Below are 26834 nucleotides of genomic sequence, written 5' to 3'. Positions count from 1 at the left end.
GCAATCTTAACGAATTCTTAATTGATCTCGATTAAGTTATTTTTTGATCATTATGGCGGTAGTTCGGGCTTATAGAGTAATTAGCATCAGATCCAGATCCGGATTATTAATATTCCGGATTTTCACTACCGAATTTAGATCAGGATGAATGATAATAAATTAAGAATTTAAGGGTAAACCTTTTATTGCAATACTAGAAAAACTACTATAATTAGTCTAGCTGTAAATTTAATGAGCATAAAACAAGGAGCATATCATGAAGGGAATATTAAAAGTCATCATTTTAGGTAGTATGTTTGGATTATCAAATTATGTAATGGCTGCTGACACTACGGTAACCACTACTAAGAAAACAACCGTGAATGCAAGTATGTGGATATGTACAACCAATGCCAGTAGCGCAACATCAGGCTCGCCTGATGAACAAGCAGATCAAAAAATGGCCAATACTGCGGCCGCTGGAACTTCCGCATTTGATTTTGCGATGAAGCATTGTCGTGACTGCACTAAAATCACCTGTGAACTGCAAACAAAACCTGCAGAATAGTGTGATTTCTCTGAGATAATTCGGTTTTTACACCGAATTATCTCTCTATCTTATTTTCAATGCGTTTGTCAGGAATGAACCAAATTATGGCAACAATTACATACAAAATTTGGGAAATCCATGTAGAAATATAAGCAAAAGGAATGGCAAAAGCATACAAGGCTATGGAAATATTTCCCTTATAATCTTTTCCAATTGCTGTTGCCACTAGCGATTCTGCGCCTTCATGTGAGATAAGTACATGGACGAGTATCGAATAGGAAATAGCTGCCATTAATAGAACTATTCCATAAACTGAAGTTGGTGTCGCATTAAAAGGGTTTTCTCCCATCCATCCGGTTGCAAAAGGAAATAGTGAAATCCAAAACAAAAGATTCAAATTTGCCCAAAGCACTTTCCCTGAAATACTCCGGGCAGCGGTGAATAAATGGTGATGGTTATTCCAATAAATACCAATATAAATAAAACTGAGTACGTAGCTTAGGAAAATGGGGCCAAGTGGGGTTAGACTCACGAAGTCATCGCCGTGCGGAATTTTGATTTCTAATACCATAATGGTAATGATGATCGCGAGTACACCGTCGCTAAATGCCTCTAATCGTGTTGTTTTCATCCTTAGCCCCAATGGAATGAATTAATTAACTTGATAGTGGTTTATAAACTCCGTCTATTCTCGCAAATTATGCTGTATTCTAAATTGTAGAACAGGTTTTTATGTATCATACGAATTATTTTGCAATAAAAATACTTAACATCTTTCGAGATAACAAAAGATGCTCCCCATTACCCCACAACGCAGGATGCCACCATTGCATGGTTCTGATTGTGGGGATTTCAATCAAAAAGGGAGCACTTATGGGGTTTTTGTTTCGAATTTCACTTAAGAGAACAATAAATTGCCACTTCTTATATTTTATAAATAAATATAATAAAAACATGGACTTATTTTTTCAATAAATACGCAGAATCCTTTCTATTTTTGGAAAGATTGGTTTTCCTATGACTTTTTAAGGACATTTTATAGGGGAAGTATTGACGCTGACTGAAAAATATGCAAAATTGATATTTTGTTTTCACTTATTCTAAAATGTGTATCTTTCTAAGGTAATTGATTATGGGTTCAAGTTGTAAGCATGCCAAAATTTCATTATTTAGCGCAACAGCATTGTCTGCTACCGCTATGGTTGGTTCTGGATGGCTCTTTAGCGCTCAATTAAATGCTAAAATTGCCGGAAATTATGCCTTCCTTGCATGGGTTCTGGCCGCCTTATTAGTAATGGCTGTAGGATTATGCCTCGCGCAAGTTGCATCCATCTATCCTGTGCGTGGAGCAACAGCTCGCTCTAGTGCATTATCTCATAATGGTATTTTTGGTATGCCGTTTGCCTTTGCTAACTGGTTTGGCTTAATGGTTACTATTGGTACCGAGGCTCAAGCAACGACACAATATTTAGCCGCTGCAATTAAAAGTGATGTTCTAATCGCAGATAACGTCCTAACATTTTATGGTAAATTATTTGCTTTAAGTATCTTAGTCATTTATTTATTTATTAATTATTTTGGTATTAAGTTGTTAGCCAAAATTAATAATACAGTCACCGTAATTAAGATTCTTAGTCCCATTTTTACAATTGTTATTTTCTTGATCATGCGTTTTGATACTAGCAATTTTAGCTTGGCTACAAATACCCAATATGGCGTGGGTTCAGCAATTACCGCAATCATTTCAGCGGGGTTAATCTATTCTTACAATGGGTTTCAGTTGGCAGTGGCTTTTGCCAGCGAAATAGAGAATCCAAAACGGAATATACCTCTATCAATCGTTCTTTCCATTGTAATTGTGATGTTTGTTTATATGTTATTGCAATTATCATTCATGGGTGCTGTACCCCACGACATGTTAGCAAGTGGGTGGAGTTCCCTCAATTTCCATTCACCTCTCATAAATTTAGCTATGTTACTTGGGGTGAATTTTTTAGCGATGATCTTGATTGCCGACAGTGTCGTGAGTCCATCAGGCACAGGATACTCATATCTAGGAGGCGCTTCTCGGATGTTCTATGCTATGGCAAAAGAAGGTCAAATGCCAAAGAAAACCATAGGCAAATTACATCCTGAATATAACTTGTGCCGTCGCTCTTTGCTCATTAATTTTACTCTTACTGCAATATTTCTCTGGAATTCTGATAGTTGGGCCTCATTAATGGTGATTGTGACTGGATATCACTTAATAGGATATATGGCCGCACCAATTAGCATGGGAGCGATTAAGCCAAATACTAGATTATTCGGCTTAATCATTTTTTGTATCCTTGGTGTAATGATGAGCACACTCCCCGCGAGTGACTTTTTAAAGATGAATTTGTCGATTTCAATTTTGATGGTAATTTATGGATCAATACAAATTGCACGACGAATGAAAGTCACAACATTACTAGTCTTATCAACTCCTTTTCTTACTTATCTATGGTTAATTTATTTTTATCAAAATATTTATTACATTTCGTTAATGTCGGCTCTTTTTTATGCATTAATCACGCATAAAGAATACGTAAAATTGTGTAAAAATACTCAATTCATTAGTGATGATGCTGCTGATATTGCAGTGAATGTGGATCAAGCTCAACGTGCATAATGTATTTATGCCCGTATGATTGGAACTCATGCGGGCAAGGTCGGCTATTAAAGTCTTTAGCTTCAATCAATTCTTGCTTAATTCCCTATAAAATAATTTTAAAAAGAAAATATATTAGGCTTTTCTTTTATCGCTCTATGAGCAAGCTTTGCAAAAGAAGGAATAATAAATCTAAAGATCAAAACACCTTTTAACACCTATTATTATTCTCCTTAATAAAACCTTAATATTAATAGCCTAAAATATGTTCTATCAATTCAATAATTGAACAACATGTCTGTTAACGTACTTAAGGATGCAACGGTGAATAAAATTTTGACTTTTTCTCTTTTTATCATTTTTGGATTATTCTGTTCCCAAGTATATGCCCAAAAAACCATTAAACTTAGCCCTAACGAAACTAAACTTCTTGCCAACAATACACTTTGGACGCTAAATGCTACATGTGTTGTTCAATGTACAAATCAGAATAAAGGCAAAATTAAAATTAATGTAATTAAAAATAGCGGCGTAATTAATGGAAAAAAACTATCTACTGGTCAAGGGACCTTAATCAAAGTTAAAAATAACAGTAGTGTGTCTGTAAGTGCAGAATCTGGCACCCAAATCAATCTCATCAATTTAGGATCAGAGGAACTGGAAGCGGTTTGTTCGACCTAAGAAAGGCGCTTGCCATTTAAATCCAAATGAATGCCAAAATAAAAGTATAGATGCCCGTGTATCTTTAGTTGAAGTACGGGCTAAAACCTCCTAATAGTTATCTTCTTTTCAGGTCTATAAAAAACTCACTAACTATCCCTTTTCGCGAAAAACAAAGCAGGATATTTTTTAAGTATTATCAAATAAACACCATGATTTGCTTTGTCATTCGTCATTGATTTATTGATGACCTTTATGCTATGGTTATCAAATGTACAAATATCGTTTGCTGATCCTATTGTTAGTTATAAGTGCTGTTATTTTTACACCACTTAAGAAACCGTCTTGCCCAAAACAAAGTGGGATTCCACCAACCGTTGTTTCTTTTGCAATTACGCCTTGTTCAGTACAACAAATAATGAATAGTATTTGTGTGTCAGCTCCTTATTGGCTTCAGGATGAATTTCATTTGAGCTCGTTATGGATAATGCGAAATCTCATTGGTTTGTTAGGCTTTTTACTCATCTTTTCAAAATATAATTCTCCTTTGGATGAGATTTATCGTCCTCCTATTTGATTTCTTATTTATTTTTCAATTCAAAAATAATTATTAAGGAATCAAAATGAAAAAACTAATTTTGTCATTGCTGATGGCATTTGTCTCATTTTCTGTTTTTGCATCAGGAATTAGCAGTGCGAATCCTGCCGATACAATGTTGTTTATCCAAAGTCATAGTCCGATTTTTTATTTGACTGCATTCTTTTGCCTTGGTGTTTTATTGGCATTTACACCCTGTGTTTTACCTATGGTACCGATTCTATCCAGTATCATTACAGGACAAGAAGCTCATACTGGAAGGCATGCCTTTAAATTATCTTTAGGTTATGTTTTGGGGATGGCAGTGACTTATGCTATTGCGGGAATGTTGGCAGCTTGGTTTGGGTCGACGGTGCAAACACTAATGCAGCAACCGCTGATTATTGGAAGTTTCAGCATTTTATTTATATTCATGGCATTATGGCTTTTGGGTGTTTTTGAATTACGAGTACCCATTTTTGCACGATTCACTCCCAAACGAAAACAACATGGTATTTTGTCAGCAACTTTGATGGGATCTTTGTCTACTTTGGTCGTTTCACCTTGTGTCACTGCACCTTTGATTGGCATTCTCACTTATATTGCCCAGAGCAATCGCGTTGCGGAAGGGGGGTTATTGCTCTTTGTGTTGGCTTTAGGAATGGGACTGCCATTATTAATTGTTGGGGCAGGGTATGGTCGTTTTTTACCCAGTTCTGGCCCTTGGATGGTGCGGATCAAACATGTATTTGCCATAATGATGCTTGCAATGGCAGTCTGGTTATTAAGTCGTGTTATGCCTCCGTTTTGGGTTGATTTGTCCTGGATTGTTGTCTTGCTTATAAGTGCATGGATTTTTGGTGCTTTTCGTCAGGAACATCGTTTGGGAGGACGGTTCCTGCAAGGCCTGGCATTGTTATCTATGATGGGGGCGGGCGCATTGGCTTATCAAGCTTTTATACCTACACCTGATAACAAGTTTGTGACACAAGCACCATTCACTAGGGTACATACACTTGAGGAATTGAATGCAAAGTTAGCTGAAGCAAAGACACATCAGCAACGGGTTTTTATTGAGTTTTTTGCTGGGTGGTGTAGTGATTGTCAAGCTATGGATAAGCATGTCTTCAATCAAGCAGCCGTTATTGAGGCCATGCGAGGTTCAGTAAATCTGCGGGTTGATATCAGTGAAAAGACAGATGCCGTAGCGAAAATTCGTCAAGCGTTCCACATTTATGGTATTCCCACAATGCTATTTTATGATAAGCAAGGGCAACAGCTTGCTAATTTAAGTTCTGTTGGACAAATATCTAAAGATAAAACCTTGCAGTTATTAACCCATTTCAAAAACTAAATTGTAAATCTTTCAGCCTCAGGTTTGATAGGCGATAATTTATCAAGAATCAATCTGAGGCTCTTAAAACCCTTCTCCATACACTGCAGTGCAAACATTCCTAATAATTTAAGTGAAAGACTGAGAATTCAGCTCTATTTGTACACATCCTAATTGATAATGATAATCATTATCAATTAGGATGTGTACAGTGTTTCTCTATTTTTATTAATTATGATTAAGATAAGTGCAATCTTTGCTGCAATTTTGCTGATTCCGTTGAATGTATTTGCACAATCGGCACTATTCCAAATGCATCCGAAGCGGTTCTCCTATGAGGGGCATATATATTTTAATGCGACCAATTCGGCAGTTCAGGGAGAAAGATATTTACTTAATCAGCAATTATCAAATATTAAACTCGGTTCTGAAATTCAGATGAACGATTGGACTAAGGTGAAAGGATTACTAATTTATAATACATTACCCACTCCCATTAATCCTCAATTTTATTTTGATCAACTGTATAACGAATTTAAAAATCCCCATTCACATTGGTATCTTGAGGGAGGGAAAAAATGGATTGCTTTTGGTAATTATAAAAATGAGCTAATTTACAAACCTTTAACTAAAGCTTTAGGGCAAACTAATGAATTAGTTGCAGCAATGGGGTACGACTCAGAATATTACATGAACGTCTCTTTGTTTTCTCCATATACACGCGTCCGTTCATCTAATCTTCCTTATTACAATTTAAATATAGGGACACATAAAAAAAATTATGATATAGGTGGCAGTTATCTCCATTCTTTAGCCGAGAGTCAGCTTTTCCAATACAACAAAGGTTTTGGGGGTTTTTTAAGACGCACAATTCGCAGTAAAGTTCCCGGTTTTGCTGCTTATATAAATTTGAACTATAAAAAAATGGGCGCCTATTTAACCTATGTTACAGCACTTCAGTCATTCCAAAACTCAGAACTCAGTTACAATAATGAAGGAGCAAAACCCCAAGCCTTTAGTATTCAAAGCAGTTATGACGTGAGGATAAAAAAAATGCAGGGGAAACTGATTGGATTTTATGATTATTCCTATGAGGCTTTAGCTTTACGAATACCCAAACAACGAATTGGTGTTGGACTTTCGGCCTATCCTAAAGATTATCTTACAGTGCAATTTCAGTATTTCAAAGATTATGAATACAGTTCCAAAGACGAAGCATCAGGTTTAAATAAAACTATTTGGGGTACATCTGCCAAAGTAAATACATTTGCTTTGCAACTCATTTTAAACTTCTAGAACTTTCTTTACTGCACTATATTCAAAATGACTTAATCCCCATCCTCCTAAATAATCCCATTTTAATTATTGCAAATGAGAATCATTATCGTTTATATTGTAAATGATAATGATTCTCATTTTGTTGTTCTCAACGGATTCCTAATTAGAACGTTGTTTCTAAGAGTAACAACTTTAATCGAAAGATAATAAAGAGGGTGGTATATATGATTTTATCGAATTCTTATGCTAGCGAACTAAATTTCCAATTATGTTCCTTGTTAACGAATACTGATCTTCCTATTTCATCCAAACAAATGGGACATTTTCTTTTCGCATCTTATCAACAGTGTTTTAATCGATTACGAAGATCTGCCATTTCAGAAGGATTAATCGATAAAAAAATAACGAGTCACTCCATTACTACTTATCTTGATCTTCTGAGAATTTATTCTGAAAATAAAACAACTCAATTCAAACATTGGCATTCATTACATGAAGAATTAAATGAAAGTATTGCAAATCAAGCCTTAGCTCTTGCGTATCAGTACCAATGGCATAAAACAATTCGGCGGCAGGCCAAAGGATATGCAAGTTTATGGTCTTGGTTAACTGAACACTCCAGTCAGCAACAAATACTTAATTTCTTAGAACAATGGGGTTGCATGGGGCATCCATCTCATCCCAATTTTCGTGCCAAAATAGGATTTAATCGTAAAGAGGTTGTGCAATATTCTCCGGAATTTAACTCTGAAGTAACCATCGGTTGGGCTGCCATTCACCACTCCCTTGCATTTATTTCAACATCTAAGTCTGCTTTTCATTGGCTGTTTAGTAATCATTTTTCCAAGGAATATAGCTTGTGGAGTGAAGCGTTACGATTAAAGAAATTGAAGCCAGAAGATTATTACCCATTCCCTATCCATCCTTGGCAGTGGACTAATAAATTACAAACAGTAGTCAACTCTTTATTTGATGAGCATCAATTTATACTCAACCCAATCCATCAACAAACCAAACCATCGATGTCATTTAGAACGATGATGCCTCTTACAAAACATGGTCCTCATCTTAAATTAGCAGTGGGTGTTCATACTACTTCATCATTGCGTACTGTTTCTCCTGCCTCGGTAAATAACTCGTCTGCACTCTCGCAATGGATTAATGAGTTACTGACACAAAATCAATATTATAAGGGCCAATTATTTTTAGCTCGGGATTTAGCGGGGATCAACGCGATACATTCATCTATTCCTCATGACGAAAAAAAACATTTTGGTCTTATAGTCCGTGAAAATCCTTTGCAATGGCTCCGATTAAACCAGAAACTGGTGCCGCTTGCATCGCTCTTTAAACGTTCACCACTAAGTCAAAAATCATTATTTAGTGAACTTATTGAGCTTAGTCAAAGTACTCCAATAGGTTACTTTATGGACTATTGCCGGTGTGTTTTGGCAAGTCAACTGCACTTATTATTATGTTATGGAATTGCCTTAGAGGCTCACCAACAAAATACTTTGGTTATTTTTCAAGCACATCGTCCTTCGGGTCTTGTACTGCGTGACTTGGGCGGTATAAAAATTTGTACTCACGTATTCTATGATAGGGTAGCAAAACCAGCATTACATCCTGATTCCACAATAACTTGCTCTGGGTTAAATGAGTTAACCTATAAATTCATACACGGTAATTTACTGAGTAATTTGGCTTATGGGATTGACTGCTTGAGTGTGGATTATAAGCTTCCTAAATCGATGCTGTGGGGAAAGATACGCCAAATTATAGATCATCTGTTAGAAGAATTGCGACCAGAAATTGAGCCTCGAATCCATCATTGGTATCGCCAACAATTACTTGTTGAACCTTGGCAGCAAAAATGTTTGCTTGCTATGCGACTCCATGAAGATCAAGACCAAGATCTTTACTCTATGATTCGAAATCCTTTGAGCAGAGCTTATGCCTAAATCAATGCAGTCGCTTCTCTTAATCAGTCAATTTTTTATGATTTTGGCTTTAGAAATGACAAACCCTTTTTTATCCTTGTTGATTGCCTCACAGGACGAGTTATCACGGCAGAATGCAGTATTTTACAGCATGCTCAGTTTGGTACTTCCTATGCTTGCAAATATTATTATGACACCGATTTGGGGGCGTGCTGCGGATCGTTACGGTTATAAGCTCATGCTCATGCGTGCCGCTTGGGCTTTAGTATTTAGCCAACTGGCTATGATTTTTGTGAACTCTCTGTGCTGGATTTTAATCATTCGGGTGTTCCAGGGCGCTTTTGCAGGGTTTATCGTGGCCATGCAAACCTATTCATTAAGCTTCTGTGAATGGCACTATAAAAGTCGACAGTTAGCCCGCTTGCAATCAGCAAAGGCGATTGCTACAACTCTAGCGGGTTTTGCAGGGGGGATTATCTTATCGTTTACTAATTATCAAGGATTATATGCCATAGCAACGGTTGTTTGTCTCACTATTACCCTTGTGATGCAATATTACCTACCCATTATCCCCAAAAACGTAGGAGCAAATATAGATCAAAAACCCAATGAGGTGACGTTTAACTCCAAGCCTATATACATGATTTGTTTTTTAATTACATTAACCCAAATCATCAAATTTTTACCCGATCCAGGATTATCTTTATTCGTAAATGATTCGTTTTCTTCGAATTTAATTTTCATTGGCTTAGTTTATTCGTTTCCCGCAGTTGGAATGTTGTTGAGTTCGGAATGGTGCGGACGTCAGTTTGATCAATGCAGATCGAATCCTTTTTTAGTCCATCGTTATTTATTACGTTACAGTGGTTTAGGCTTCATTCTTATGCTATGCCAGGCTAGCACAAACAATCTTATCGTTTTTGGAAGCCTCCGAATTCTATGGGGGGGGGTGTTAGCTGCTTTACTACCTGCATTATTTAGTCTTTTGAGTGACCGTTACTCTTTACCGGGTTATGCGCTTGGTCTTGCCAACTCTTTTGCCAAACTAGGTAATCTTATTGGTTTGTTACTCGGAGGTATGCTGATCAATTGGCTGTCTTACTCATCACTTTTTATAATTATTTCTGGCCTTTATGGTTTATTTGCTTTGATGGTACTGTGGCTTCATGGATTTTTTACCAATCCAATACCTCAGATGTCTAATATTTATTCTGATCAGCATCATGACCTATAAAGTTCTTCTGCTCATATTATTTAGCTGGTTTTTTGGGAATCTAGATATTCATTTTCTTACTCCAGCTCTGCCTAAACTAGCTGAGTTTTTCATGGTAAAACCAAGCATCGCTCAATTAACCATTAGTCTTTTCTTATTGGGTAAAGCATTGAGTATGATCTTTTGGGGAATTCTTTCCGAACGCTATGGTAGAAAACCTGTATTTATGTGGGGTTTATTATTGTATTCGCTCTTTAATTTTTTTGCGGCATGGAGCCCCTCTATTGAAACTTTATTGTTTTGCCGATTTTTCCAAGGATTGGCTGTAGGAGCGACCCTACTTATGGGAAGGGCAATGATTAATGACAGTCATGATGAACAGCATGCAACGCAATACTTTGCTTGGTGCTTCACTTTCGGAGGATTTTTAATCTGCTTTTTACCTTTTTTGGGAAGCTTAATTAATAGTCATTGGGGTTGGCAGACTGCATCAATAATCATTGCATTATATGCGCTGTTACTATTTCCGTTGAGTATCGGAATGAAAGAGACTAAACCTAAGGATTCAACAAGTTTGAATTTAAAAGAAATAATAAATACAGTTTTCCGACATCCAATTTTTGTTGGGTATTTATTTATTTCTGCACTCATGATGGCTGGTGAATCCGCCTTTAATACTTCTGCATCGTTTATTTTAATTAAAGGTGCTCAATGGACTTATAACCAATATGGGTTTGCAAAAACAACTATGGCAATAATGCATTTATTAGGAACAGCGTGCTGTGGTGTACTTACTCAATATTTTTCTAGTAGACAACTCACTGCATTTGGAGTTTATTCTTTTGCTTTCTCAGCATTTTTAATGTGGGTAATTTCTCTAATGTCTGACACCATTTACCTTATCTTTATTATCCCAATGATGATCTATTATTTTGGGACTGGATTTATTGTTGCGAGCGCAACTTCTGCTGTGGTGCGTCCATTTCCTAAACAAATGGGTTTGGCTTTAGCTTTAACCCTTTTCTGTCAATTTAATTGCTCTGCACTATTTAGTTTTATTACCAGTGCAATGGGTATCACAGATTCAAATTCTTTCATGTGTTTGCTATTTTTGATTGGTTTGTTGAGTTTAATGAATTTAAATCGACTTAAAATGAATGAAAAAAAATTACCAAAACAAAGTCTTGTTGTACAATAAATATGGGTTCTGGTGTTAATCCTCGGTTTAAAAAAGGATTTACTCCATAATTATGGATGACTACTTCCTTAGATAGCTGCTCCCGAAAGCAACTATCTGAATTTAGTAATAAATAGGGGCCATGTTCATTTATTCATAATTACTGCATTCCTCTGCAGCTTATGAGTTATGAGCAATTACTAAATGAGTTTACCTTTCCAGTTTGTTTTTTTCCTAATAACAAGTCCTGAAGCATATAAAACAATACCCGTAAGAATCAGAGATAATGTACGGATAATTGTTGGTGTGGATGATGCATCATAAAGTAATGCTTTACCTGCAGCAAAAAATAAAACGAGGAGGACCGATTTGGCAATAAGTACATTGTTTCTCAGAGTTGAAACCTGCAATATGATAAGTACGTATGCTAGCCAGGAAGCAGATACAGCTAAGGTGCTGTATTCGATGGTCAGTTGGTAAAGACTCATAATTGCAAGGAGATGTGAAGCAGCCAGTAAAACATAACAATATTCTTCTTTTTGAGCTAAATCTTTGTGGTTTTGGATTAATAAAAACCAAATACTGGCAAAAGAAACACAAGCTACTACAGACCAAATTAGCTCATTACTACTAATTAAGTGACTTAGTATGTTAAGGTATTCAATTCCCAAAATAGCAGAAAGCGCTACGAATGGAATTAAAAAGGGAATACTCCATTGAATCGATTTAATTTTTGAATGGAAAAAGGTATATCCAAAAATAATTACAGCAAAAAGCCATGGTTTTAGACTTAAAGGAATTAGGCCAAGATAGATCGAGTGGAAACAAACAAGCGTTACAAAGGTTAACAATACATTACGGCTATTAAAACGCCGCTCAGGAAACCATCGTTTCGCTGAGTAATATAGCCCAACCAAAAGAGCCGCTGAGGCTAGAGAAACGCAAGAAGCCAAAGTAGGGTCAATACGGCTTAGATAATAATACTCCATAGCATAGAAAATTAATAATACTGGGAAAAGACTCCAAGATTCTTTCTCAGTGAGATGTTTCTTAGTCAACTGCGTATGAAATAGAGTACCAACTGAGTAAATGAGAAAATTAATGACAAGTACAGTTGCAATTAACACATCCTGATGGAGTTTTAATCCTACCACTGCTGTAATTGAGATCGCTAAGTAAGCTGAAATCATGGTTAAAGTGCGTGACTCCACCCAAATAGCAAGGGTTGCGAAATTCAAAGAGCAAATGGTGAAATAATACAAAGAAAATATAGCGTTATTTTCAACACCAGCAACAAGAGGGGCGATATATGCGCCTAGGGCCGCAACTATCGCATAAATATCATGTTTAAATCGTAAATAAAACCAGATAGAGACTCCGGAAATAATCGTTGATAAGGCAATGACGGTTTGAAATGAGATAAGCAAATAATACTGGTAGGCAGCAAAACATGTTAAGTAAAGTACGGTAGCTCCTGCAGCGGGTAAAAAGCAAGCATATATTCGATCAGCGCTTGAAATTATTATTCCACCGGTAAATAGGGCCATACCCAATAATGTAGCTACTCCAAGTTGCTTTTCATGAGTTAACCATCCGGATTCAATTGATAATTTAACAATGAAGCACGCTGCTAGGATAAAACAAACTGAAGCTACAAACCCCAACCAATTTCCTGACATTGGTTTATCTGTTGAACGATGGGGCATTAGTTTACTTTTAAAAAAACTAGTTTGTTTGGGTGAGGCTGAAGTAATGCCATTAATTTTTTCAACTACTGATACACGTGCTTCCAATGCGTGCAAGCTTTTTTCTATATCAATCGATTTCAAAGAACTCTATCCTGCATATTAAAACATTGCTCAATTTTACATCATTTTGCCCATTTATTTCGAGTACTATTTTAAATTAATGTGAAATTTTTAGTAATGGAATTTTGCCCAATCCAATAGCAATTGTAGGTTCAATTAATCCAGCAGAACAGGGGATGGTCAAAAACTCAATGTATCCAATTTAAATGACAATTAGTGATATTTAAATTGGATATGAACTAAGATTCACAAATGATAATGCATCGTACGCTTTCCTTCGCTTAACCATTGACTATTATTTTTTTATACCTGCAATGATTACTTCCTCATCCTCATTTTCATCATGTGTTTTGCCAATTTTCTTGGCAAGTTTCTGGTAAAACAAAGTACAGGGCATTTCCTCAACGCCACCTTTCTTATTCACATCAAAACGGGAACATTGAGTACCAATTTTTTCCACATAAATTTGGTGTCTGTCCCGTTCTCCATCTTTACTGACTGTAGGATAAGTAATTAATGCTTGATCGTAATCCTGGAGTAAGGCTTGCACAGTTTCCTCACTTTTATTTTCACTCGCTTTAACTTGTTTCGTCTTATAAGGAATATTATGATCTACGAATACTGCATGCAAACCGTCTTTGCCCTGATGAATCAGATCAATTTGGTGTAATTTTTCTTTAATGGCCTCTTTATAAATATGTTCTGCGCTTCCTGTCATAAAACTATCATCTCGAAGACCTAATTTTTTCTCAAAATATAAATTCACTACTGGCGAGCAAATACCATTTTCATCAGCGGATGCACCTACTTCATCTAAAATTTCATCTTGGGTTGTAAAGGTTTTATCCGAGGAAGGGGGTTGGGGAGTTACAAGAAGAGAGGTTACGATTTTTTTTGGTGAACTCGCATCTGATTCAGGGTTGACCTCTTCAAATTGGGGTTCATTTGAGTCTAAACGACTTGAAACAGCATTTTTCAAAGCGGAGAATTGAGCTGCAGCAAAATTGAAAACGAGATTAATTGGCGTAAGTAATGAACTCGAATTTGACTGAGCCACTGCGTTATATATTTCATTACTACTACCTAATGACTGTTCCTGATCGCTGCTGTTGGTCTCAGGTAAGCTAGGTGAGCTTTCATATGTTTCCTGATATTCAATATCGAGTACATTATAATCGGTATCTAAATAATCACTCACGGGAATTCCAGATTGAGTATCAGATTCTAATGGCAAAGGGACAGTAGCAGCTGAGAGTGAGTCTCGAACATCATTTACAATACCTGGATCGCCAAACGCATCGTCCATATTCAATTCCTCCTATACTATTAGATGGATAGCATGTCATTATGTTAACACAGTGAGGAATTTATTACCATAAAATGACTTTTCTAATACGTTACTGGTGAGCTCTTAACAAAAATTTATAGCTGTAAGTATAAAAAGAGCTACGAAAAGATCTAATGAAGACTTATATAGTCTTCATTAGAGGGTTAGGTTGCTATATTTTTTTCTGAGATGAAACATCACTCGAATTTTTCTCAAGCTCTTCACTAGAAGTAGTACTAGTAATTGTACTATTGTCCTTTTTTTGCGCCTTATCAGAACGTTCTCTGATTTTATTTATTAAATAGGCAGAACTAGGGGATTTAGTAACAAAACCTGGTTGAGAAGTGACGCCTCCCTGAAGGGACTCTAAATCAAGTGATGATAATTCAACAATACCTTTCCCGGTGTGAATTAGGCTGCCTGCTTTGTCATAATGATCCTCGCCTTTTCCAAATTCATGGGCAATCTCAAATTCTTTTAGGGCATGTGAGGTTGCTTCACTAGGAGGATGAATTTCTGAATTATTTTCCTTGAATGATTCTTGTTTAGCGTTTGCATGTTGCTTTAATGACTTGCGAGCTCCAGGTAATAAAGGTTTTCCACTTTTATCGAGAAAAACGTTAACACCAACCATTTCAATATTATCTGTACCACCAGTTTTCTTATGAAGTTTTTCTCGTTCCGGATATTGAAATTTATGGTTTTTACATTCTTCAATATTTGTTTGTGACGCCCCTTTAACCGTATCAACCATCGCCCCTATAATTTTATTTGTTGAGCTCACACCTTTTTGATGCTCCTCGTAATCTACTCCATCAAAATTAACATCGAATATTGGGTTAGGAACTTCATCTATCGATTTTTCCTGCTCCGTACTGGGAGGGGTATTTTTCGATATGTTGAAAGGAGTAGATATAATATTTGCAATAAAGGTGATGGGGGTTAATAGAAGTTTAGCTCCTGCCCATGGATCGCCATTTTTCTCTGAACTGTTTGAACTGCTTGAGCTGGTTGATGAATTACTGCTATCACTTGCATAAAAGCTGGGTGTCTCACCAAATTGAGTTTGCAATTCTTGCTCTGTTTTGTTGTAATCTGTATCAAAATAGTCTTCCACAGGAATGCCGTCGACCTCTTGTGTAACTTGAGTAGGAGTCGGGTTGTTTTCTCTAGAAGAATCAAGATTTTCAGCCTGATTTGGAGCCTCCCCAGTACCAGAAGATTGGTTTTCACTTGAAGTTATAGTTTGCTCACTACTTATACTAGAATCTTCCTTTTTAACTTCCGGAGGGTCATCGTCATTTGAAAAATCAAAGCCCATGTCAAAATTAAATTTTGATTGCATACATTACCTCTTACTTTATTTTACGGATGAGTAACTGGTATTGTATTTGATCAATATTAAGGCAGTATTAATACTTATTAACCATTGCAACATTTTAAATAAATAGGATTCCCTCGTGATTTTTGGGCCTACATAATGTAGTTTGAGTAAGAATTCAGTCTCTGGCACGCTCTATTGATTTGTTGTGAAATAAATAATACAAGATGGAATTTATTTACCCTGATATTTACATGCTCAAGAGAGTTTTAGCAGTAGTTTTTACTAAAATTTCTAAAGAATAGTCCATGTGATTATGCTGCTTGCATAGTAAGAGATATTAGCCTGAGTACCATACCAATGCTGGGAAACAGGTAAAGAAATACCGACCTGAACAATGAGTTTGGGTGTGGAAAACCAAAGCGAGGGAGTCGCATAAATGATATTGCCTCCCGTATTAGGAACAACATGCGAGGCCAATTGGGTTTTCTCACTATACTCACCATTAAATTCGAGCAATCCAGAACATATATATTTTTTTTCTAAGCTTTTGATAATATGACCTATTCCCAAATTATAATAGTATTGAGTGCCTTGCTGTATAGAATCCTGTTTCTCGATAAATAAAACCCCTGGTGCAATAAAGCCATACCAATCAATTAGAGTACGAGAGTAAGTAGCGCCAATAAAATAAGTCATAGCATTAAAACTTGAAGGGCTATTTTTTTTGGAAAATCCTGATACTCGTTTACTAGGATCCTGTTTTTTAGAAATTGAATCCAAGGTGCTGATGGGAAAGGTAGGAGAAAAAATAATAGTGGCTTGATCTGAATATTTTGAGTTGTCCTGATTATAGAAAGCATATTCTAAATCAAGCTCGAGATCACTGATGCCTGATAAGTTTTGGTTGTCATTTATATAACTCAAAGCAACAGGTAGTGTAAGCAATAAAGAAGCTGTGTTTGTAATTCCGTAAAGGAGGGAAGGGGTTACATCTAAGATACGCTGACTTTGACTATATAAATAATCGGGATTAAATGAAACGATTAATTGATTTTTATCAACGATATTTTGACCAAAGGAAAAAAATGGGCCTGGCTGTTGTGAAGTGGGTAAAGAAAAATTACCTACAGTTGGAGGTTCGCTGGCAAGTGTAGTATCAATTGCTGCGAATGGAGTTGTATAAGTTAGGAATAATAAAAAAAACAACAAACTTCTGCATGAGCTTAGGAGATTGATTTGTTCTTGCATCCCACGCTCCTAATTAGGCTCCGCTTATTTCTTCTTGTTTTATTCATCAAGCATAATACCTATGTTAGGCATAGATCAATCACTCTAAGTACTCAAAATTTAGAGCAGGGTTAATTCCCTAATTATTCGTTTTACCAATTGCTTAATTTGATTAAAAGCGTAGAAAAATTAATATCCAGCTGGAGGTAATTTCAATATCCTTGCTTAGTTATGCCTTCACCTCAATTATGCTAAATATTCGAGTAGAAAAAAGAAAAAAATGAAAAAAAGTCCCAAGATCAAGTAAAACATAAATTGATCTTGGATGCGTCTTTGTTCTCTTTCTCTGGGGCGAAGCATATAAAATGCTATAAAAAGAAATACGGCGCCAACGATTATGCTTAAAATTTGAGCCCCCACAAACAGGGATGCGAAAGAAGATGATGTTGTTTGTGTAACAGGTTCTCCTACCGGAGTTATTTCCACCACTGGCACATATAGATTCATTTTTATTTATTGTGAGAACTTTTTTTTATCCTCTCTCGATTTGACCAAGATTGCAAGTGTGAAAAAAATTTATTCACTTTGTGGAGGTATCCATATTTGATTCTATTTATTGATGTTTTAGCTATTGGATTCTAAACCCTTATATTGGTTATAAATTTATAATTTCGTATCCAAGCCATCCAACAAGGTCTCATCATTTCAAATTAAATTGCGGAATTAATCCTTATTCTAAGTCTTGGAGCTCTTCTTACCTGCGTTCTTTGTAAATCGTTTTTTCCCTGGATTGTTCAACATTGAGGTGGGTTTATTCTTGTGAACAGGTTTTTTAGGTTTCGAAGAAGGAATGGTTTGAGGGACATTATGATTGGGTTCAAAATCTTCAATTTCAATCCGGTTTAATTTGTGTTGAATTAGTTTTTCTATAGCATGTAATTGATTGACTTCATCGGCACAAACTAAAGAGATGGCTAATCCTGAAGCCCCAGCGCGACCCGTTCGACCGATACGATGGACGTAATCTTCAGCAACTTGAGGTAAATCAAAATTAACTACACAAGGTAATTGATCAATATCAATGCCTCGAGCTGCAATATCTGTGGCCACCAAGATATGTAACTCACCTGATTTGAATTCTGCTAAGGCTTTAGTACGTTGTGATTGTGATTTATTGCCATGAATTGCCGCAGCATGGATTTGTGCCTCTTCCAATTGCTTCACTAATTTGTTTGCACCATGTTTGGTTTTAGAAAATACCAAAGTTTGCCCCCATTTGTTTTTATGGATCAAATGGCTCAGTAAAGCGGCTTTCCGGCTTTTATCCACCGGATGGACTGTTTGTTTGATTTTAACTACGGTTGTATTTCGAGGCGTAACATCAATTTCTACAGGATGGTTTAGAATGGTTTTGACAAGAGTACGAATCTCATCTGTAAACGTTGCCGAAAACATGAGGTTTTGGCGATTTCTTGGTAGGTGTTTAATAATTCGTTTCATATCATGAATGAAGCCCATATCCAGCATCCTATCTGCTTCGTCCAGGACTAATGTATCCACTTCATCGAATTGTATGGCTCGTTGTTGATGCAAGTCCAGTAAACGTCCGGGGGTGGCGACTAGAAGTTCAACACCAGAACGTAATTTCATCATTTGAGGGTTAATTTTAACCCCACCAAATACTACCGCAGAGCGAAGTGATAAATGTCGCCCATACTCAAGGATGCTCTCATGTACTTGACTGGCTAATTCACGAGTAGGAGTAAGAATGAGCACACGAGTACTGTTGCTCTTAGCTCGAGGTTTTGAACTGAGTTTTTGTAAGATAGGTAATACGAAACTTGCTGTTTTCCCCGTTCCTGTTTGAGCCGAAGCAAGGACGTCTTTACCTGATAATACGGTCGGAATCGCTTTAGTTTGAATAGGGGAGGGTTCCTTGTAGTTTAATTCGTTAAGGGCTTGAAGTAATGGTTCAATTAAACCTAACGATTTAAAACTCATGCTGTTTTCCTTTATATATTGATATCAGTGTAGGGGAGATAATATTGTACATTGTTCAAAATGTTTATTTAGAGGGCAATTGTATCACAGTTTCAGAGAGTATGTTAGAAAGTGCCTTAAATCAATCATAAATTGCCTAATTAGAAATTTTACTTTGGGTAATTCGCTTAAGCAAAATAAGACTATTAAACGCTAGTCTATAATAAGAGAACAAAGTTTTAATACCAAAATCGAAAATGAGAAACAAAATAAATATTGAAAGGATAATGCAACAAGGAGGAATAACCGGTGCATCTTTTGCAACTGTTGATTCTAAAGGTGATATTACACCGATCCCTGTAGGTAATATCCTCGATCACGATGTACAAAGTGAGGTCAAAGAAGACACGCTTTTTCAATGTGCTTCCCTAAGTAAGCCTGTATTCGCATATTTGGTTTTAAAATTACTTGAGGTTAATAAAACAAATAATGAAGAGGATTGGCCGGGTAAATTTAAAACAGATTTTGATTTAGAGACCCCCCTGTACTCAGTCTTTAAAGACAAAGGAAAAGTACTTGAGGGCGATAATAACCCTTTCCTAAAACAATTCAGTGATCAAGAACAAGCAAAGCAATTAACTGCTGAAATGGTTTTATCACATACAACAGGCTTACCCATAGTGGCTAGTCCGCCGTATCAATTCCAGTTTAAACCGGGCACCAGCTACGCCTATTCGGGACCTGGTATTGAATGTTTGCAAATAGCGATTGAAGAATTAACGGGTATCAATCTTGAAAAATTAGCTCAAGAGCACGTATTTGGACCTTTAAAGATGTCTAAAAGTACCTATGGCCCTGAAGGTATCGCTGCAAATAGTCTAAAAACAACAGCAGAAGAATATGCCAAATTCATAACAGCGTGGATCAATGATGATAAATTAAATTATGCCTTTGACCCTGTAGCACCTGCAGATTCTATGAACAATGACTTTTTCCCCAACCCAACATCAATTGGTAAACTGGTTGAAAAGATAGAAATTGATAACAAGGATAGAGACCTTGTCGCCTGGGGTTTAGGAATAGGACTGGTAAAAAATAACCAAGGTCAAATTATAGGAGCTTACCATACCGGTGATATGGGCAATAACATCGCTGAATTTCGCTCGGGAGTTGGGGCAGTAATTGATCCTCTAAGTAAACATTGTGTTGAAGCTACGGTTTATCTGACAAAATCACCCAATGGACATATTCTCGCAGATGAAATTTTACCTAGTATACTAAAACCCGGGCTGGATTATTTTTTTCCGACCTATGGATTTGCCCGCAATGCGGACGAGTTGGATGGAACAAATTTTCATGGTATGAATCCTAGACTCTTAAAATCTGAATTAAAAGAGATGGCATACAAAACAAAAACACCTACCCCCACTTTGGAGCCAATTCTTCAATCTGTTGAACACCCATCTAAATTAGCGAAGGAGAGGGTTTCGGAATCTACTGATAGTACTCAAAAAATGTTTCATCAAATGAATGTTACTCCCTTATTAACTAAACCAGTACCCTCAGCAAAAAACACTAAATCTGAAGAAAAAGAAGTAGACTCCGTCAAGCAAGACCAGAAAATTGAGCAAAAGGAAGAGGATAAAATACAAGAAGACCAGGTATTTAATCCGACACCGCTTTCGACATCTTTTGATCCTTATAAGACCTGATTCTATTATTTATAATGGTGATATTACTAATATTTATACCATTTATTAGTCCTCTCCAATTAACTTTCATAACATCTAAACTAAACGAAGACTCGTTCAAAACAGGTGAATGGTACAATGTACAATGAGCTTAATTGGATTAGTGTGTTCCAACGATAGGGGATACGTCGTTCAGATCACAAGCTAAATATGAGTAATACCTAGGTAAAAACCAGCCTAATTTTTCGAGCAGTGCTTTTGTTTTACTGGATGTAAATTGGTTCTTGTCAATTGAGAAGACCAACTCATGCTGATCATTCTCTGGAAGATAGACAAGCTTGACTTTGGCGTCATTAATACCAAAATGCTGCAAGATGGCTTCAAGTAATTTTATTGATGTAGAAGGCAGGATCTGCGCTGGCACGTCGCTTATCAGGAGATCAGTGCCTCCGCGAATAATATGTGCATGGGGTTTATCTGTTTTGAAGGGATGATCCTTGGGCTCAGCAAATGTCCGATAGAGGTGAAAACCTAAGACATCACCATAGCTGAGGTCGATGGCTTGTCTGGGATTACGCGCCTCGATGGTTATGCCAACCCCTTCATTAATTAAAAAAGTATCGATTAGCTCAGGAATGGTATAGCTTGTTATAGTACTTCCGTCTCCAGGGATGGATTCTGGAAGTTCAAGATTATAGTAGGTAAGGCCTGCGGGATTGAAGATGATGTCAGGTTCACCACTAGTGAAAATAGCGTGGGGCAAGCACGTTATGAGACGGTTATACCAAGCAGATTTTCTATTAGTACTGTCGATCTCAAACAGTGCTCTAAGCTCTTGAGTTGCTGAAAAGGAAAGAGCTCTCTTTTCGGGTGTATCCATAGATTGTCACTTCATTTAAAAAAAATACATTGTATCAAAATAATACAATAAATAACATTAACTTGTCTCCAATAATTATAACCCTCTTAATAGAAATCACGTAAATTAGCCTTGATAAATTCGCTATAATCTTTATTAGAAAATCACGGATAAGCTAAAATGAAAAATCGAAGTGATCAGGATAATGATTGGGAAATATTAAAGAAGCAAATAAATAACTTCTTTTTCGTACTCGGGATGTATCATGAATAATTTAGTTGGTTTCTCTTTTGAGCCAGACTTTCTTACTCCACAAGAAGAAGCAAAACTACTACAAAATATTCAGGAGCTAAGGTGGCAACAAGTGGCATTATTTGGCCAGATAGCAAAACGTCGAGTTGTTCATTTTGGAATGGATTATCATTACGAGCGACGAACAGTTAAAAAAGCTGAACCCATCCCCGCGTTTTTAAATGAAATTAAAATTCGAAGTGCTGGGTTATTAAAGGTACATCCCGACAAAATTGCTGAAGTGTTAATTACAGAATATCCTATTAATGCTGGAATTGGCTGGCATCGGGATGCTGCAGTGTTTGAGACAATTTGCGGCATTTCCTTAAATAGCTCTACTTTAATTCATTTTAGAAAACGAAAAGAGCATAAGGAACACTATAAATTACTACTTAATCCGGGCTCGGCTTATACTCTAGACGGCGATATACGTTGGAATTGGGAACATCGGATTGCTCCGGTAAAACAATTACGATACTCAATTACGTTTAGGACATTAAAAGTATCTGTAGACTAGAAAATCAGAAATATTTTATTCATTTGGCGTCCCGGAGGGAATTTGAATTAATTCAAATGATTATGAGCGCAATAAATTTGCTAATAGCATAATTTTCACATGACCTTACCTAAAAATTTGGCAGAGCAAGCTGGCCAATCGATGAAAGATGTCTATATGTTTGATATTCTGTTCATTCCCAAGCCAGCAGACCGAACAACATATGGTAGAAAAGATTAAGGTGTTATTTTGTTAGATAGGGATGATGCGGATGCATCAGTTAGTTAATCTAAAAGGTGTAATGATCTCGGACTTTCCTTCCTGATGATTATATCGAGGGATATCTTGATTTAAATACCAAATTACCCACGGGTTACAAAAAATATAAAAAACTATAGCTATACTCTAATATAGTTCTAGTAAGGTAATAAGGAGAGTTTGGAATGCCCAGGAACCGTGATAAAGATATCTCTTTAGGATTTGGTTATAAGCATTTTAAACACGGAGCCCATGCGTGTCTTATTTATCGAGATGAATCTGAGAAACGTCGAGTTATATCTAAATATATCGAATCTGGAATTGCCAACAATGAACAAATTGAATATTTCGTAGATACGATGACACCCGAAGAAGTAAGAGCATGGCTCGCTGAATTGGATGTAGAATTACCACAAACCAAACAGGTTGAAATTTCTCCTGCTGTCTCAGTATATTGTCCAGATGGAAACTTTGTACCGGAGCAAATGCTTTCGTGTCTTAAAAATTACTATGATCAGTCTATTGCCGCAGGATTTTCTGGAGCTCGTATTTCAGGGGAAATGACATGGTCTTGCAGAAATATTCCTGGTTCTGAACAGTTAATAGTTTATGAAGCCCTTATAAATACAATCCTTGATACACACCCGATTACCGCAGTTTGTCAGTATGATGTAAATAAATTCGATGGCGGATTAATTTATGATGTCCTCCAAGTTCACCCGCTCATGTTTGTGCATGGACAAATTGTTAAAAACCCTGCATATATTAAACCAGACGAGTTTTTGCATAACCATATGAATAATTTAAAAAATGAATAGTGAAAACCGCTTAACACGTAACGAGCAAATTCTATTTAGGCTTTATGCTGCACATAGTGCACTCTTTATTTTTACAAATGCGGATCAAATCAAACCTTATCTTGAGAAAACTATCCGCAGCATACCAGGCGTAAATGAATGTGACGTGTGTCTCATCAAAAATATAGACCGAAGCGATAAAGAGTTACACTCAAGGCTTATTGGAACCATAGATTTGAAAAATGGAACATTTAGCCTTGCTGATTTTTTCCAACTTTGTGAATCAATTGAAAAAAAGGAAATACAAATTTATTCCCTATTTGCAAAAGATATTTTTTATGGATTGATTATCTTAAAAATTAGCGATTTTAACCAATTCAATTTATATGACCCAATCGTTAATAGCTTCACAATTTCCACCTCCATTATTTTAGAGAATTTATATCAAAAATATACCCTGGAAAAAAACAATAAAGAATTGATAATGCACCGAGAGCATTTGTCGGAATTAGTGAAAAACAAGACTCAATCTCTGCAGCAAGCAAAGCATAAACTGCAAGATATTTTAGACAAAACCATTGTGTCCTTAGCCTCGATCACAGAGCAACGCGATCCATTTACGGCAGGACATCAGTTTCGTGTAGCGAAACTAGCCGAAGAAATAGCTAAAAATTTTGGCCTAAACTCTAGAAAGACCCATGAAATTTATTTGGGCGCTTTAATCCATGATATCGGTAAAACTCGCGTACCAATGGAAATTCTGGTTTCACCCGCAAAACTTACCCCACTGGAATATGGTTTTATAAAAATTCATCCCGAAGTCGGGTATCAAATTGCCAAAAGAGTCGCCTTTAATCGAACAATTAGCGACATTATTTTGCATCATCATGAGCGCTTGGATGGTTCCGGCTATCCACATGGATTAAAGGATAATGAAATTCGTTTTGAAACGAAAATTGTAACTGTCGCAGATGTATTCGAAGCTATGAGCTCGCATCGTCCATACCGCCCTAAAAACTCAATTGAAGCGACGCTAAATGAGTTACAAGAAGGTGCTGGAAAACGCTATGATTCCGCCGTTGTTGCATGTTGTGTTGAACTTATTACCAAGAAAAATTTTGAGTTTCCCAATCTTCCTTATGAGCGACTTAATGTCAATATGTATACTTGGAAAATACATGATTCATTGTATACCCAGAAAGATTGAGGAGGTTTATCATTCATAGGCATATAATTAAAATGAATGTCAATGAGCTAAGTGGTGTAGTGTGTTCCAACGATAGGTGATACGTCGTTCAGATCACAGTTAAATATGAGGAATACCTAGTTAAAAAACCAGCCTAATTTTTTGAGCAGTGCATGTGTTTTACTGGATGTAAATTGGTTCTTGCCAATTGAGAAGACCAGTTCATGCAGATCATTCCCTGGAAGATAGACAAGCTTGACTTTGGCGTCATTAATACCAAAATGCTGCAGGATCGCTTCAAGTAATTTTACTGATGTAGAGGGCTGGATCTGCGCTGGCACGCGGGCTTATCAGGATATCAGTGCCTCCGCGAATAATATGTGCATGCGGTTTATCTGTTTTGAAGGGATGATCCTCGGGTTCAGCAAATGTCCGATAGAGGTAGAAAATGCGTGTTACACAAGGAGATTCCTAACTTCGCTCAGGACAATGGGGTGGGGGTTACTCAAATTATAAAGAAAAAACTTGATCCTTTTGAGTCTTATTGTAACTATGAGTAAAAGGATTTTATCCATATTATAGGAGATTACGGATGCGTAACACGAATTTTGTGCAGGCAGTATTAAAGTTCAAGATTTTTTTATTGTTTGTTCTATTCACTGCCTCGGTCAATGCATCTGATCCTCTTATTTACATGCGACCCAACGAGACACCCATGTTCACTGAATTGTACCAGCGGTATGGCCTACTTAACCCTCCTGCAGTGCATGTCTATGACAGCTCCGTTTATTTGGGTCAACCTGGAGAAAATAGTTTATTAATCCCTTCTAGTATTGCTTTTTTTAATGATGTTGATGAAACACTTCGAGCTTATCATGCGCGTATCGGTAATAAAGAATTGTTTCTTGATCCTCATGAAACAAAATATTCCTTTTGTCCGTCGAATGGATCGCTGCAAATTATTTTTGCTCTTGTTTATGCTATCGCTGCGACCGAACCCCAAAAAAACTTTCTATTTGTTGAAAAAATTCCTTTTTATTCTTTCCATGAGCACGCAGTCAATTATCGACCCTATCCAAATGCACGTTTTCAGGGGTTTAATGATCCTAGTGAAGTGAAGCCAAAACCAGATGAAATTTTAGTCGAATTTGTAACCTCACCCAATAATCCTGACGGCAAATTTCGCAAGCCCTACACTCAAGCGAATATTATCATTGCGGATTTAGTCTTTTCTTCTCCAACTTATGGAAGTGATGGTACGGGATATATTAAAGAAAATATTGACTGGCTTTCTAAGGCTAGGAATGAGGGCAAACATGTTTTGGCATTTAACTCCGTTTCTAAAGCTCTGGGTAGACCAGGATATCGCCTTGGTTATATGTGGTTTCCTATGAGTGATGCCTATGCTGCGAGTATTTTTCATAATTTCTTTTCTTATGTATGGAAATTAACAACAGGAGAAAGCACTCCAGGAGTTGCTGAGGCGTTAAATCTTATGTCTGCTCTAGTTGCACTTCCTGATGGGGGGCAAGCTCTTCGCACCGATGCTTTTAATACCATTGTAAAACGACATAATCTTGTCAAAACAGAGATGCTTAAGCGTTATCCTGGAACAGAGGTCATAAGCATTCCAGGTAGTCCTACTTTTTTTGCAAAGCTAAATAGCCCAGGCATTCCAAATATGACTGGCGAGCAGGTTCTGCTTCAAGATCTTAATGTTGCTGTAGATAACGGTAATTCGATGGGCGCTACAGATGCCTTCGTCCGCATTAACTTATGTGGCTATAGTGGTGATCTTGCCCAGTTTTTGAATCGTCTCGCTCAAGCTAATAAATATAAAGAAAATGAGCTCTTGGTAACCTCGGCAAACCATTGTAAACACAGGACAATTCATAGTAATGAAAACTTTGTGTATGTCGCTAATCCTGATGATTGTATTATTGATGTTGATGCTGCAGACGCTAATGTTGAGATCGTACTGCCCCAATTTATTAACTATCAAAAAAGCAATTTAATTTCTATTAAAAAGATTGATAATTCAATACATTCAGTTACCGTGAAATCAAATCAATTAACGAAATCCCTTAAGGGTAAAAATGAGCAGTTACAAATGCAGTGGACACAACCCTTTTTCTTAAAGGGGCAGTGGCAAATTGCACATTCATAAATTTGATTTATTCATTGATTTGGGGCTCACTTTGCGCGATTTCGTGAGACCCCCTAGTTTTCAATGAGCTCTTTGGGTAAATTA

22 protein-coding genes are annotated in these 26834 nt (G+C 36.7%); 14 read left to right on the top strand and 8 right to left on the bottom strand.

Annotated features, from left to right (window positions below; translation table 11 throughout):
- Positions 1–256 precede the first annotated feature (256 nt).
- Positions 257–547: a hypothetical protein gene (locus HBNCFIEN_RS09515; RefSeq protein WP_182390868.1), complete on the top strand. Its 291-nt coding sequence runs from the start codon at positions 257–259 to the stop codon at positions 545–547.
- 37 nt (positions 548–584) lie between these two features.
- On the opposite strand, the gene HBNCFIEN_RS09510 is transcribed toward HBNCFIEN_RS09515, so the two are convergent.
- The gene (locus HBNCFIEN_RS09510) at positions 585–1160 is read right to left on the bottom strand and encodes a TMEM175 family protein (protein ID WP_182390867.1); all 576 of its coding nucleotides are present in this window, start codon (positions 1158–1160) and stop codon (positions 585–587) included.
- 501 nt (positions 1161–1661) lie between these two features.
- On the opposite strand from HBNCFIEN_RS09510, the gene HBNCFIEN_RS09505 reads away from it, so the two are divergent.
- The 8 genes from HBNCFIEN_RS09505 to HBNCFIEN_RS09470 all read left to right on the top strand — a co-directional run bounded on the left by HBNCFIEN_RS09505 (position 1662) and on the right by HBNCFIEN_RS09470 (position 11360).
- Positions 1662–3182 (top strand): APC family permease, encoded by a 1521-nt coding sequence (locus tag HBNCFIEN_RS09505; RefSeq protein WP_182390866.1) that lies wholly within the window; start codon positions 1662–1664, stop codon positions 3180–3182.
- A gap of 303 nt (positions 3183–3485) precedes the next feature.
- On the top strand, positions 3486–3842 hold the full coding sequence (locus HBNCFIEN_RS09500) for a hypothetical protein (RefSeq protein WP_182390865.1): 357 nt from the start codon (positions 3486–3488) through the stop codon (positions 3840–3842).
- Between the two features lie 250 nt (positions 3843–4092).
- Positions 4093–4398, top strand: coding sequence for a hypothetical protein (locus HBNCFIEN_RS09495; protein ID WP_182390864.1), 306 nt, complete (start codon positions 4093–4095; stop codon positions 4396–4398).
- Between the two features lie 46 nt (positions 4399–4444).
- Positions 4445–5752 (top strand): protein-disulfide reductase DsbD, encoded by a 1308-nt coding sequence (gene dsbD, locus HBNCFIEN_RS09490; RefSeq protein WP_182390863.1) that lies wholly within the window; start codon positions 4445–4447, stop codon positions 5750–5752.
- Between the two features lie 213 nt (positions 5753–5965).
- On the top strand, positions 5966–7027 hold the full coding sequence (locus tag HBNCFIEN_RS09485; protein WP_182390862.1) for an LbtU family siderophore porin: 1062 nt from the start codon (positions 5966–5968) through the stop codon (positions 7025–7027).
- Between the two features lie 206 nt (positions 7028–7233).
- Positions 7234–8970: an IucA/IucC family siderophore biosynthesis protein gene (locus HBNCFIEN_RS09480; RefSeq protein WP_182390861.1), complete on the top strand. Its 1737-nt coding sequence runs from the start codon at positions 7234–7236 to the stop codon at positions 8968–8970.
- Complete coding sequence (locus HBNCFIEN_RS09475; RefSeq protein WP_182390860.1) at positions 8963–10183, top strand: MFS transporter; 1221 nt, start codon at positions 8963–8965, stop codon at positions 10181–10183. Before HBNCFIEN_RS09480 ends, HBNCFIEN_RS09475 begins: the two co-directional genes overlap by 8 nt.
- Positions 10173–11360 (top strand): MFS transporter, encoded by a 1188-nt coding sequence (locus HBNCFIEN_RS09470; RefSeq protein ID WP_182390859.1) that lies wholly within the window; start codon positions 10173–10175, stop codon positions 11358–11360. Before HBNCFIEN_RS09475 ends, HBNCFIEN_RS09470 begins: the two co-directional genes overlap by 11 nt.
- A 179-nt stretch (positions 11361–11539) precedes the next feature.
- On the opposite strand, the gene HBNCFIEN_RS09465 is transcribed toward HBNCFIEN_RS09470, so the two are convergent.
- The 5 genes from HBNCFIEN_RS09465 to HBNCFIEN_RS09445 form a co-directional block, all read right to left on the bottom strand.
- Positions 11540–13168, bottom strand: coding sequence for a DUF2339 domain-containing protein (locus HBNCFIEN_RS09465; RefSeq protein WP_182390858.1), 1629 nt, complete (start codon positions 13166–13168; stop codon positions 11540–11542).
- Between the two features lie 274 nt (positions 13169–13442).
- Positions 13443–14453 (bottom strand): hypothetical protein, encoded by a 1011-nt coding sequence (locus HBNCFIEN_RS09460; protein ID WP_182390857.1) that lies wholly within the window; start codon positions 14451–14453, stop codon positions 13443–13445.
- A gap of 193 nt (positions 14454–14646) precedes the next feature.
- Positions 14647–15819, bottom strand: a complete 1173-nt coding sequence (locus tag HBNCFIEN_RS09455) for a hypothetical protein (protein ID WP_182390856.1) — start codon at positions 15817–15819, stop codon at positions 14647–14649.
- Positions 15820–16089: 270 nt separating this feature from the next.
- Positions 16090–17046, bottom strand: coding sequence for a hypothetical protein (locus HBNCFIEN_RS09450; RefSeq protein WP_182390855.1), 957 nt, complete (start codon positions 17044–17046; stop codon positions 16090–16092).
- A 714-nt stretch (positions 17047–17760) separates the two neighbouring features.
- Positions 17761–19026: a DEAD/DEAH box helicase gene (locus HBNCFIEN_RS09445; RefSeq protein ID WP_182390854.1), complete on the bottom strand. Its 1266-nt coding sequence runs from the start codon at positions 19024–19026 to the stop codon at positions 17761–17763.
- A gap of 266 nt (positions 19027–19292) precedes the next feature.
- Between HBNCFIEN_RS09445 and HBNCFIEN_RS09440 the strand changes: the two genes are divergently transcribed.
- On the top strand, positions 19293–20717 hold the full coding sequence (locus tag HBNCFIEN_RS09440) for a serine hydrolase (protein ID WP_255464181.1): 1425 nt from the start codon (positions 19293–19295) through the stop codon (positions 20715–20717).
- Positions 20718–20856: 139 nt separating this feature from the next.
- Here the strand turns inward: HBNCFIEN_RS09440 and HBNCFIEN_RS09435 are convergent, their stop codons facing one another.
- Positions 20857–21576, bottom strand: a complete 720-nt coding sequence (locus HBNCFIEN_RS09435; RefSeq protein ID WP_182390852.1) for a hypothetical protein — start codon at positions 21574–21576, stop codon at positions 20857–20859.
- Between the two features lie 244 nt (positions 21577–21820).
- On the opposite strand from HBNCFIEN_RS09435, the gene HBNCFIEN_RS09430 reads away from it, so the two are divergent.
- The 3 genes from HBNCFIEN_RS09430 to HBNCFIEN_RS09420 all read left to right on the top strand — a co-directional run bounded on the left by HBNCFIEN_RS09430 (position 21821) and on the right by HBNCFIEN_RS09420 (position 24604).
- A complete protein-coding gene (locus tag HBNCFIEN_RS09430) occupies positions 21821–22363 on the top strand; it encodes an alpha-ketoglutarate-dependent dioxygenase AlkB (RefSeq protein ID WP_182390851.1) in 543 nt (180 codons plus the stop codon).
- A gap of 422 nt (positions 22364–22785) precedes the next feature.
- On the top strand, positions 22786–23418 hold the full coding sequence (locus HBNCFIEN_RS09425) for an MEDS domain-containing protein (protein ID WP_182390850.1): 633 nt from the start codon (positions 22786–22788) through the stop codon (positions 23416–23418).
- Positions 23411–24604, top strand: a complete 1194-nt coding sequence (locus HBNCFIEN_RS09420; RefSeq protein ID WP_182390849.1) for an HD-GYP domain-containing protein — start codon at positions 23411–23413, stop codon at positions 24602–24604. Before HBNCFIEN_RS09425 ends, HBNCFIEN_RS09420 begins: the two co-directional genes overlap by 8 nt.
- A 116-nt stretch (positions 24605–24720) precedes the next feature.
- Here the strand turns inward: HBNCFIEN_RS09420 and HBNCFIEN_RS09415 are convergent, their stop codons facing one another.
- Positions 24721–24924, bottom strand: coding sequence for a hypothetical protein (locus HBNCFIEN_RS09415; protein ID WP_255464179.1), 204 nt, complete (start codon positions 24922–24924; stop codon positions 24721–24723).
- 251 nt (positions 24925–25175) lie between these two features.
- Here HBNCFIEN_RS09415 and HBNCFIEN_RS09410 point away from each other — a divergent pair, with 251 nt between their 5' ends.
- Positions 25176–26750, top strand: coding sequence for an aminotransferase class I/II-fold pyridoxal phosphate-dependent enzyme (locus HBNCFIEN_RS09410; protein ID WP_182390848.1), 1575 nt, complete (start codon positions 25176–25178; stop codon positions 26748–26750).
- The last annotated feature ends 84 nt before the right edge of the window (positions 26751–26834 follow it).

The organism is Legionella sp. PC997 (assembly GCF_014109825.1).
Classification (GTDB): domain Bacteria; phylum Pseudomonadota; class Gammaproteobacteria; order Legionellales; family Legionellaceae; genus Legionella.
This window is presented reverse-complemented; position numbering and strand designations above follow the sequence as displayed.